Source organism: Tenacibaculum larymnensis, from assembly GCF_028829235.1.
In the GTDB taxonomy this organism is placed as follows: Bacteria; Bacteroidota; Bacteroidia; order Flavobacteriales; family Flavobacteriaceae; genus Polaribacter; species Polaribacter larymnensis.
Genome location: NZ_JAIWJY010000044.1, coordinates 1 through 381 on the forward strand (window position 1 = coordinate 1; position 381 = coordinate 381).

1 protein-coding gene is annotated in these 381 nt (G+C 44.1%); it reads right to left on the bottom strand.

Going from position 1 to position 381, the window contains the following annotated elements; translation table 11 throughout:
• The coding region (locus LCI24_RS16940) for an HYR-like domain-containing protein (RefSeq protein WP_476691260.1) at positions 1–381 on the bottom strand (381 nt) is incomplete at both ends.

Genomic DNA, 381 nt, shown 5'->3' on the forward strand with positions numbered 1-381 from the left:
GTTATCGGTTGATTCCCATTCACGTACAATCTCTCCACAGCCATCTACTACTGTATTGCTTACTTCAGTAAACACTACGTCTACTACTGTATCACAATTATCGGTTGCGGTGATGGTTGGTACTGCTGGAATTGCTTCACAGTCTACACTTACATCACCTGGTTCTGATGATAAGACTGGTGCAGTAGTATCGGTTACAGTGATGGTTTGGGTATGACTTACTGTGTTTCCACAGTTGTCTGTTGATTCCCATTGGCGTACGATCTCTCCACAGCCGTCTACTACCGTGTTACTTACTTCGGTAAACACTACATCTACTACAGTATCGCAGTTATCGGTTGCTGTGATGGTTGGTACTGCTGGAATTGCTTCACAGTCTAC